At 57.4% G+C, this 9,220-nt stretch carries 10 protein-coding genes; 1 reads left to right on the forward strand and 9 read right to left on the reverse strand.

What is annotated here, in order from left to right:
- Positions 1–68 precede the first annotated feature (68 nt).
- The 3 genes from F475_RS29425 to F475_RS29435 form a co-directional block, all read right to left on the reverse strand.
- Positions 69–1,502: a site-specific integrase gene (locus F475_RS29425; protein ID WP_111455388.1), complete on the reverse strand. Its 1,434-nt coding sequence runs from the start codon at positions 1,500–1,502 to the stop codon at positions 69–71.
- A gap of 411 nt (positions 1,503–1,913) precedes the next feature.
- Positions 1,914–2,444, reverse strand: a complete 531-nt coding sequence (gene yecR / locus F475_RS29430) for a YecR family lipoprotein (protein WP_111455389.1) — start codon at positions 2,442–2,444, stop codon at positions 1,914–1,916.
- A gap of 174 nt (positions 2,445–2,618) precedes the next feature.
- On the reverse strand, positions 2,619–2,981 hold the full coding sequence (locus F475_RS29435) for a DUF6124 family protein (protein ID WP_111455390.1): 363 nt from the start codon (positions 2,979–2,981) through the stop codon (positions 2,619–2,621).
- A 521-nt stretch (positions 2,982–3,502) separates the two neighbouring features.
- Between F475_RS29435 and F475_RS29440 the strand changes: the two genes are divergently transcribed.
- Positions 3,503–3,910 carry a DUF3224 domain-containing protein gene (locus F475_RS29440; RefSeq protein WP_111455391.1) on the forward strand — a complete coding sequence of 136 codons (408 nt, stop codon included), beginning with the start codon at positions 3,503–3,505 and terminating at the stop codon, positions 3,908–3,910.
- Between the two features lie 270 nt (positions 3,911–4,180).
- Here the strand turns inward: F475_RS29440 and F475_RS29445 are convergent, their stop codons facing one another.
- From F475_RS29445 to F475_RS29470, 6 genes are all read right to left on the reverse strand, one after another.
- Positions 4,181–4,807 (reverse strand): LysE family translocator, encoded by a 627-nt coding sequence (locus F475_RS29445; protein WP_026331974.1) that lies wholly within the window; start codon positions 4,805–4,807, stop codon positions 4,181–4,183.
- Positions 4,808–4,933: 126 nt separating this feature from the next.
- Positions 4,934–5,140, reverse strand: a complete 207-nt coding sequence (locus F475_RS29450; protein WP_018930267.1) for a hypothetical protein — start codon at positions 5,138–5,140, stop codon at positions 4,934–4,936.
- Between the two features lie 99 nt (positions 5,141–5,239).
- Positions 5,240–6,631, reverse strand: coding sequence for an aldehyde dehydrogenase family protein (locus tag F475_RS29455; protein ID WP_111455392.1), 1,392 nt, complete (start codon positions 6,629–6,631; stop codon positions 5,240–5,242).
- Positions 6,632–6,654: 23 nt separating this feature from the next.
- The gene (locus tag F475_RS29460) at positions 6,655–7,479 is read right to left on the reverse strand and encodes a CoA ester lyase (RefSeq protein WP_111455393.1); all 825 of its coding nucleotides are present in this window, start codon (positions 7,477–7,479) and stop codon (positions 6,655–6,657) included.
- The gene (locus F475_RS29465) at positions 7,476–8,318 is read right to left on the reverse strand and encodes a MaoC family dehydratase N-terminal domain-containing protein (protein ID WP_111455394.1); all 843 of its coding nucleotides are present in this window, start codon (positions 8,316–8,318) and stop codon (positions 7,476–7,478) included. Before F475_RS29465 ends, F475_RS29460 begins: the two co-directional genes overlap by 4 nt.
- Before the next feature lie 25 nt (positions 8,319–8,343).
- On the reverse strand, positions 8,344–9,219 hold the full coding sequence (locus F475_RS29470; protein ID WP_256597260.1) for an electron transfer flavoprotein subunit alpha/FixB family protein: 876 nt from the start codon (positions 9,217–9,219) through the stop codon (positions 8,344–8,346).
- Position 9,220: the final 1 nt, after the last annotated feature.

A 9,220-nucleotide genomic window follows, 5' to 3' on the forward strand; every position in this document is an offset into this window, starting at 1 on the left:
CTCCCTGGGCGTCCCCATCCTGAATGGGTTGGCTGGTTTCACATTTGGGGGTGCTTGCTTTTCGGAAGCTACCCAAGGTCAGCCGATAAACGCGTGTTGTGGTTGATCGGCACCACGTTGTCAGTAGCCAATATTGCGTCGATACGTTCGCCCAGCAGTCGCCATGCTTCGGTTTTTTCCTTGGCGTAGTCATGGTGAAGATAGTGTCGGCGAACCTTGGAGCCACCCAGCAGGTGATTCTGGCAGCGATCGATAATTTCCAAGGTGACGCCCAGCTCCTGCATCGTCGTTGCGCCAGTGCGGCGCAGGTCGTGCGGTGTCCAGTCGCCATTGGTGCCCTTGCTCAGTACCAGCGTATTGTCATTGCGCCGGCCGGATAAAGGTTTACTGCGTTTCTTGAACTGTTCTTGCCGGTCGCCTACGCGCTTGGAAATGCTCTTTAGGTCTACGTGGCCGGTATGATTGGTGGCGGGGAACAGGTATGGCGTGTTGCCCGTCAGGGTGTGCAGTTCTTTGAACTGGCGCAGGGCGAAGGTAGACAGAAAAATATGGTGATCCTGGCGCATTCCTCGGTGACCTTTGGTGTTCATGGCAGGCAAAAACCATGTTCCCTTGCTTAGATCGATGTGGCGCCATTCGGCCTTGAGTAGTTCGCCGATGCGGCAGAGGGTGCCCAAGCATATCCACAGTGCAAGCTGTGCTTTCCTTTCCAGCGGACGGATGCCGGAATATTTCTGGCCGGGGGGCAGGGCGGCATAATCACGCTCCATGCGCTCAAATATGTCCCGCAGCTCCCTGATTTCATCGACAGTCAGAATGCGGTCGCGTTCTTCTTGATAGTCGTGGTCGAGAAGTTTTTTGACTTCCACCAGGTTGGCAGGGTTGCCGTCGATCATCAGGCCGCGCCAAGGCTTGCGCTTCTCGCCCCATGCGAGCATCTGATTCAGGTCAGCAAACAGACTGACTACATACCGATTGACGCCACGTTCGCGTACGGTACGCAGCATGGCGAGAATATCTTTCTCGGTAAGACCGCGCAGAGACTTTTTGCCGATGCTGGGTAGCACGTCCTTGGTGAAGCTGCGGATTAGTTCTGCATTGTCATCTTGGCGGGCCACGCCGTCTTTTAGCCACTCGACGAACAGGTCGGCCACTGTCAGGTTCTCGGCAGCCAGGCGCTTGGCCCCGGCAATGGTCGCCTCGATAGCGGCCTGTTTTTCGATCTTGGCGGCTTTCTTCGCGGCGGTGGGGTTGATTCCTTCGCTTACTGTCACGCGCAGGCGGTCGCGCTCGGCACGGATGCTGGCAAGGCTTTTCTTGGGCCAAGAGCCTAATGCTTGGTCGCGCTTGGCGCCATTCAACTTGAACTCAAAACGAAACAGAACAGTAATGCCCCGTTGCCCGACGCGAACGCGCCCGACAATTCCGCCATCTTCTCGCAGTGTCAGGCCGCCATCATCAGCGGTAAGCGCTTCCAGTTGCTTGACTTGGATTTTTGCCATGCCCCTTCTGCCTTTTTATTTTTACCCCACTTTTACCCCACCGAAAGCGCTGGCTTGTATTGCTGCGTTTTGGGTGGTGTTGGACGGTAGATTAGCCTGAAGGTGTTGTATTTACTAGGGTGATCTGGATTTATTTGATTTTATTAACGTCCAGTGGAATCCGATCTATAATGGCATGGGGTGCTAGGGGTCGAGTGTTCGAATCACTCCGTCCCGACCATATAATTCAAAGGGGTCGCGAGATTTTATCTCGCGACCCCTTTTTGTTTTTAAGTGTTTTTGCCCCTGTCCCGTCCTGAATCAGGTTAACACCTCTCTCAGGACTAGACATTGGCGCTGCCCTCGATCTGTGATGCGTGGAGTACATATGCGCTCCTTCTGGGTTTCCGGGCCAGAAGGGCTCGGGGGGGGTTATTGCTCCATGATCACCCGGTACCGCTTTTGGTACTCCTCATACGACGGTGCAGATTTATTCAACTGCTGAATTTGCTGCAGCTTCCACTGATCTTTGCTGAGCGGCCCGCCCGGAGCAGAAGTTGCTGCAGTGTCGGCAACGGGCGCGGTGGCGGCCGGTGTAGTGGAAGAGCTAGAGGTGTTGAGGTTACCCAAGCATTGGTATTGGACAACTATCTGACCTGCAATGCAGGTACCGTAGCCATTCATCTGGTTGCAGTGCTGGGTTTTTCCTCCAAAGGCCTCTGCATCGGAGTAACCCCACAACGCGCATTTTGATTTAGCAATGCTCTGGGCTTGCTCGACTCGAACCACAGGGGTCTCAAACTGCTGGAAGTCATATGCCATATCAACGACGCCATCAGCTCGGCTTCCCCCTTTGGCGTAAAAGTCCTTGTTAGTGGCGCAACCCGCGAGGGTTGCTGACAATGCGAGGGCGAGAGCTACCGATAACTTGCGGGCAACAGGGAGCGATGCTGAGAAGGTCATATATGGACTCCGTTCATCTTTAGAGCAGTCCGCAAACTCCGCGGTTCATTACTGTACTGTAGGCGGAGGCCGAGCATTCTGTAGTCTCCAATGACAAACAGAGGCTATTTATTCAATCTGCCTTTGTGCCGTTTCTGTGGCGATGGTATGCACCCTCGCCACAGGGCACGACGATTACTCCTTCAATTCGACGTGATCCAGTGCCTGGTTCACCGCCAGTTCACCGAGCATGACCACTTGCGCAATGCCCAGCAGGGTCTTGCGATGTGAGGTTTCCAGCAGCGCCGCGAAATTGTTGAGCATGACGGTAGCCGAGCCGAGTGTTTCGCTGGCGTTGGCCAGCAGGGATTCGGTGTTGTACTTCGGGTTGGCGAAGTACATAGGCTCGGGTTCGTTTGTGGAGGCCATGATCTGAGCAGCCGGGTTGAGGTAGTGGTCGAGGGCGCGTTCGGCGGCTTCGTGGAGCTTTTTGGAATCGAGGGATTCGTACGGAGATGTCGGGTCTGTGATCGGCGGATTGGGTGTAGGTTTGAACATAGATGAAACTCCTCATGCCATAAGTAAGGAGCCATCCACCCTCGCTACCAAACGGGGTGGCGGCCATGCGCAGGTTGGTAGACCGGGACATGAGGAGGCCGGCGCACCCGAAGGTGCCCTGTGCATGACCACCATAAAGCCGAGACGACAAAACGCCGCGAATGGTGATGCTGTGCAAATCTCATGTACGGGCTACCAAACCCGATCACTGTTTTTCAGTGACCGGGAAACGATAAAACCCGAGCCCAAAGCGCACAAGCCGGCGGATTCTGGCGCAGTCGTAGGCAACGACGCAAGGCGTTGTAGCCTCGATGAAGTAACACCGGGTGTACTTAAACACGCAGCTAAACATCCAGGGTAAGGCGAGCGGATATACAGAGCTACGGTCTGCCTACGCACCAGGCTGGTAATATTCAGCAACTGCCGCCGCATAGGTGGCAACGGGTATCATTAGGCAGAACGGTGTTCCCGGCACATCAGATCAGCACATTCCCTTACTACGACGAAAGAGCTAGTTCCCCATGAAAATGACTGTTAGCTGCACGTTTCAGATAACTGGCTGGGACGAGAAGCCGTCTCAAGAACTTGAGGGCACTCCGAAACTCTCACACGCCAAAGTCACGCAGTCCTATGCTGGCGCCATCGAGGGAACAAGTAGCGTCGAATACCTCATGTCTTATAGTGTTGACGGCACAGCTTGCTTTGTTGGTTTTGAGCGGATTTGCGGTGTGGTAGCAGGTAAGAGCGGAACATTTGTTGTTCGGCATTCGGGATCATTTTCGGAGGGAAAGGCACGCAGCACTTGGAGTGTCGTGAAGGGGGCAGGCACGGGGGATCTAATCAATCTTAGCGGTAATGGTAACTACGTTGCTGGTCATGGTGAGCCGGCACAAGTGTCATTTGAATATTCGTTTGAACCTGACAGCTAAAGTGTATTGGCTGGACGCATCCCCGTTTCTGCCAAAGCTTATCCGAGGCTTTTGACGTGAACGAGGTTTTGAAGGGCTAAGGGTTGTGTGGATTCACGGTCGCAGTAACGGCGATTGCCTGGAGATGACGAACACCATTCGATTGAAATGAGGTCGTCAAGGCGTGTCTACCGGACGCTTACGAAAGATCAGCCTTAAAGTAGCCAGCGTCATAATCACAGAAACCCAGCGAGGCTGGAATTCCAGCCCCGCAACACCAATACATTGATCCTATTTTTGGCTAAGCGCCGCTATCGATACTCCCGAAGCGACGAAGGTGAGTCCTGCCCCTACGTTCAGGCCATTTACCAGCCGTGGGCTCTGACGCAAAAAACGGGACAGTACAGTGGCAAATACGCCCATAAGTGCGAATCCCACTGCCGTAAGGGCGGCGAACCATATGCCGTACACCAGCATCTGCACGCTCACTGAGCCGCGTTGCGGGTCGACGAACTGCGGGATGAACGCAAGGACGAAAAAACCAGGCTTCGGATTGAGTGCTGCCGAGAGTAATCCCGTGAGGAAAATGCTCGGTAGTGATTGCCGAGTCGCCGGCTGGAAGCTAATCAGGCTACGGGAGCGCAGGACTTTTATGCCAAGCCAAAGCAAATAACCGGCGCCGATAAGTTTGACGACCCAGAAGGCAACGGCGGACGTCTGCATAAGCAAAGTCAGTCCTAGCGAAGCGGTTGCCACATGAAAGAGAATTCCCGCCCCCGATGCCATCCCCGACACGATAGCGGCGATCTTGCCCTGGCTGAGTCCTCGGCCTACGGCCAGCAGATTGTCCGGGCCTGGGGCGAGCACCAATAGTAAGCACGCGGCAGTATAGGCAAGCCAGATATTGATCGGAAACACGGCATTCTCCTTAAGCCTCACCGAGGCATCCATCCTCACGTAGCACCAGAATGTGCCTGTGCCAGACTGCAAAGTCAAAGCCACTGCGTTTGAGAATAACCTCAACCGCCGATTGACTCGTGCGTCTTAATGCAGAGTCGAAATCCTTCGACTTTCTCCAATCCTGATCCGATCGAGCGCCCGGTTTAGTGCATCCAAGGCATCAAGGAGGGCCTTCGCCTCAGCTTCCCGGCCATCCCCCCAAAGGCGTTCTGCCATTTTGTTCAGGGCCTGGATGGAGCGCTCAATTTCAGCAGCAGTCGCCGCTTTGCTTTCCGGTTGTTTCTTCAACATGAGTACCCTTCGGCAGGGAGGACGCGAATTAATTAAAAAGGGTCGCGAGATTTTACCTCGCGACCCTTTTTATTTGTCTCAGTTTTACTATTGATGCAATCAGCGCCGATCCACCCAAACCGTCTGCGCATTACAAAATTCCCGTACCCCAAAATGCGACAGCTCCCGGCCAAAACCGCTTTTCTTCACCCCACCAAACGTGACACGCGGGTCCGTCGCGCAATATCCATTGATGAACACACCACCAGTTTCCAGTTCACCAGCCATCTGCTCTGCCAGCTGAGCATTACCCGTGTAGATAGTTGAGGCGAGTCCGAATTCGCTGTTGTTGGCCAATTCCAGCGCATGGGCGGCGTCGCGTGCGGTGATGATCGAGGCTACCGGACCGAACAGTTCCTGTTTGAATGAGGTCATTTGGTCGGTGACGTCAGCGAATACGGTGGGCTCGTAGAAGTTGCCGGGGCCTTCAGCTTTCTTGCCGCCCATCAGCAATGTCGCGCCTTCTTCCAGGGTGTTGCGAACCTGACGATCCAGTTCATCACGCAGGTCGAAGCGGGCCATGGGGCCGATGTAGGTGTCTGGGGCCAGTGGATCGCCGACGATCAGTTGGCGGGTGGCTTCGACGAACTTGTGGGTGAATGCCTGGGCAATGCTTTGCTCAACGATCAGGCGCTTGGCGGCTGCGCAGACTTGTCCGGTGTTCTGATAGCGGCCAATGACGGCGGCTTTGACTGCCTCGTCGAGGTCGGCATCGTTGAGCACAATGAACGGATCGGAGCCGCCCAGTTCCAGCACACACTTTTTCAAGGCTGCACCGGCCTGTGCGCCGATGGCAATACCGGCCCGGACGCTGCCGGTGAGTGTCACCGCGGCGATGCGTGGGTCGGCGATGGCCGTGGAGACGCCGTCCGGCGTGACGTTGATGACCTCGAAAACACCTTCGGGAAACTCAGCGTGTTTGAAGGCATCGCGTAATAGCCAGGCGCAGCCCATCACGTTGGGGGCATGTTTGAGGACGTAGGTGTTGCCGGCGATCAGCGCTGGAACGGCGCCGCGCAGGACCTGCCAGATCGGGAAATTCCATGGCATCACGGCGAGAATCGGCCCGAGCGGGCGGTATTCAATGCGTGCCTTGCCACCCTCGACCATTGTCGGTTCGGCGCTCAGCATGGCAGGGCCGTGTTCGGCGTACCACTGGCAAAGCTGCGCGCACTTTTCGATTTCACCGCGTGCCTGAGTGATGGGCTTGCCCATTTCCTGGGTGATCATGTTCGCCATCGTGGCGGCGTTGTCGCGCAATACCTGAGCCAGGGTGATCAACAGCTGCGAGCGTTGATCAACGGGTTTGCTGCGCCAGACGCGGAACCCGGCAGCGGCGCGCGACAATGCGGCGTCCAGGGTCGATGGGGATTCGAAAGGGTAGTGGCCGATCTGCTCGCCAGTGGCGGGGTTGATCGAAATGGCATGGGTGAGACTGGAAATTGGGGTCATGACACCGTCCTGCAGGGTGAGAATCAAAATGGCTGGTTCGCGCGCGCCAGAATGGCTTGGGCACGACCAATGACCGGTGCATCGACCATTTGCCCATCCATCACGAACACGCCTTCCCCGGAGCTGGCGGCATCGATGATGCGTCGCGCCCAGTGCAATTCTTCAGCGGTGGGTTGTAATGCCTGATGGATGATCGCCACTTGGCTCGGATGGATGCACAGTGCGCCGCCGAAGCCCATGTCGCGGGCAAATTCAACGGCGGCGCGCAGGCCGGTGGTGTCCTCGATCGAGGGGAAAACACCATCCAGCGCAGGCGCCAGCCCGGCAACCCGGGTCCAGAGCAATACGGCATAACGGGCGTGGCTGAGCACTTCATCGGCGGCGTGGCTGCCGGTGGTCAGGTTCAGGTCCAGGCCCAGATCGAGACTGCCGAACGACAGCCTCTCGACACCTTGGGCGATGGCAATCGAGCCAAGTGCAGCCAAGCCTTTGGCGCTTTCGATGATCGGCCAGACCGGTTTGCCGGTGCTGCCTGCAGTGTGCACTTGCGCACAGGTTTCAGCCTTGGGCAGCAGAATGGCGGTCACACCGGCATGGCGTCGGCAAAGATCCAGGTCTGCAGCGTGTGCCCAGTGATCCGGGGCATTCACGCGAACCAGAATCCGGGCGTCCGGGTGGTCACTCAAGAAGCGCTGCAGATTATCCCTGGCCTGCTCCTTGAGGTTTTCCTGTACGGCATCTTCCAGGTCGACAATCACCCGGTCCGCGCCGGTGGCGATGGCTTTGGGGATGCGCTCTGGACGCGTGGCCGGGACAAACAGGGCGGTGCGAACGATCGATGGATTCATGGGGTTTCTCCCGCGCTGAACTCGACTTCACCGATTTGTGCGGTGCCGTCCTGATTGCCCGCCCAAACCTGCGCCTTGCCGCTGTCGATCAGACGCCCGCCCACTTCGAAGGGTTGCGGTGAAATCAGCGGCCTGACAGCCCGGAACGCGAAGCGCTTCAAGCGCGCGGTCGGGTGCGCTCTGGTGAAGGCACGCAAGTTGAGGGTGGCGATCAATGGGCCATGCACTACCAACCCCGGATAGCCTTCGGTCTCTGTGACGTAGGGCCAGTCATAGTGAATCCGGTGGCCATTGAAGGTGACTGCGGAATAGCGGAACAGCAGGGTCGGTGAGGGTTCGACCTGGTCCCGCCATTGGCCTTCAGGGAGCGCTTCGGTGCCGCTCAGTTTGGGCGGTGTCGGTTCCCGGTAGACGATGTCCTGCTCATCTTGCAGGGCGCGTTGGCCGTCCTGGAAATACTCATGGCGTACCGTGACGAACAGCAACGACCCGGTGCGACCGTGCTTCTCTTCGACGTTGAGAATGGTCGATACGCAGGTCACATCCGCCTCTACCTTCAGAGGCTGGTAGAACTCGATTCGGCTACCGGCCCACATGCGATTGCGGTTGTGGGCTGGTGGCAGGAAGCCGCCGAGCGCGGGATGGCCGTCCGGGCCCAGTTCGCTGGCGGCAACCGGCTCCTGAAAAAACGCCCAGTGCCACAGCGGCGGCAGCGCTTCGCCAGGCAGTGGCGCCACTTCGCTCAAGGTGGCGGCAATGCGTTTGACCAGGTTGAAGCTGATCCGGTCCTGGCTTTCCTGACGACGTCCGATCCACGTTGAAAAATCGATATTGCTCATACATGTCGCTCCTGTCGGTCGGTGATCAGGCCAGGGCGGCCATTTCTGGAATCGCTTCGAACAAATCCGCCACCAGGCCGTAATCGGCCACCTGGAAGATCGGCGCTTCTTCGTCCTTGTTGATCGCAACGATCACTTTGGAGTCTTTCATGCCGGCCAGGTGCTGGATCGCGCCGGAGATACCGACGGCGATGTACAGCTGTGGCGCAACGATCTTGCCGGTCTGACCGACCTGCATGTCGTTGGGTACGAAACCTGCGTCGACCGCGGCGCGGGAAGCACCGACGGCAGCGCCCAGCTTGTCGGCCAGGGCGTACAGGTGTTTGAAGTTGTCACCGTTCTGCATGCCACGGCCGCCGGAAACGACGATCTTGGCAGCGGTCAGTTCCGGACGGTCGGACTTGGCCAGTTCTTCGTTGACGAAGCTGGAAGTGCCGGCGTTGTGAACAGCGGCAACAGCTTCAACGGCGGCCGAACCACCTTCGGCCGCCACCGGGTCGAAACCGGTAGCCCGCACGGTGATCACTTTCACTGCAGCATTCGATTGCACAGTAGCGATGGCGTTACCGGCGTAGATCGGGCGCTTGAAGGTGTCGGCGCTTTCTACCGAGATGATCTCGGAGATCTGGTCAACGTCCAGCTGAGCGGCGACACGCGGCAGGATGTTTTTGCCGTTGGAAGTGGCGGCAGCCAGGATGTGGCTGTAGCCCTTGCCCAACTCGGCTACCAGTGGAGCAACGTTTTCCGGCAGCTGATGCGCGTAAGCAGCATTGTCAGCGTTCAGGACTTTGCTCACGCCAGCGATTTTCGCAGCGGCTTCAACCACGGCGCCAGCGCCCTGGCCTGCAACCAGAACGTGGATGTCGCCACCGATCTTGGCGGCAGCAGCAACGGTGTTCAGC

Origin of the sequence: Pseudomonas sp. URMO17WK12:I6 (assembly GCF_003253625.1) — a bacterium.
Classification (GTDB): domain Bacteria; phylum Pseudomonadota; class Gammaproteobacteria; order Pseudomonadales; family Pseudomonadaceae; genus Aquipseudomonas.

What these genes read in the sequence shown, in the direction of transcription:
- F475_RS29425 (WP_111455388.1), bottom strand. Translation starts at nt 1,502, where the DNA reads ATGGCAAAAATCCAAGTCAAGCAACTGGAAGCGCTTACCGCTGATGAT.
- yecR (WP_111455389.1), bottom strand. Translation starts at nt 2,444, where the DNA reads ATGACCTTCTCAGCATCGCTCCCTGTTGCCCGCAAGTTATCGGTAGCT.
- F475_RS29435 (WP_111455390.1), bottom strand. Translation starts at nt 2,981, where the DNA reads ATGTTCAAACCTACACCCAATCCGCCGATCACAGACCCGACATCTCCG.
- F475_RS29440 (WP_111455391.1), top strand. Translation starts at nt 3,503, where the DNA reads ATGAAAATGACTGTTAGCTGCACGTTTCAGATAACTGGCTGGGACGAG.
- F475_RS29450 (WP_018930267.1), bottom strand. Translation starts at nt 5,140, where the DNA reads ATGTTGAAGAAACAACCGGAAAGCAAAGCGGCGACTGCTGCTGAAATT.
- F475_RS29455 (WP_111455392.1), bottom strand. Translation starts at nt 6,631, where the DNA reads ATGACCCCAATTTCCAGTCTCACCCATGCCATTTCGATCAACCCCGCC.
- F475_RS29460 (WP_111455393.1), bottom strand. Translation starts at nt 7,479, where the DNA reads ATGAATCCATCGATCGTTCGCACCGCCCTGTTTGTCCCGGCCACGCGT.
- F475_RS29465 (WP_111455394.1), bottom strand. Translation starts at nt 8,318, where the DNA reads ATGAGCAATATCGATTTTTCAACGTGGATCGGACGTCGTCAGGAAAGC.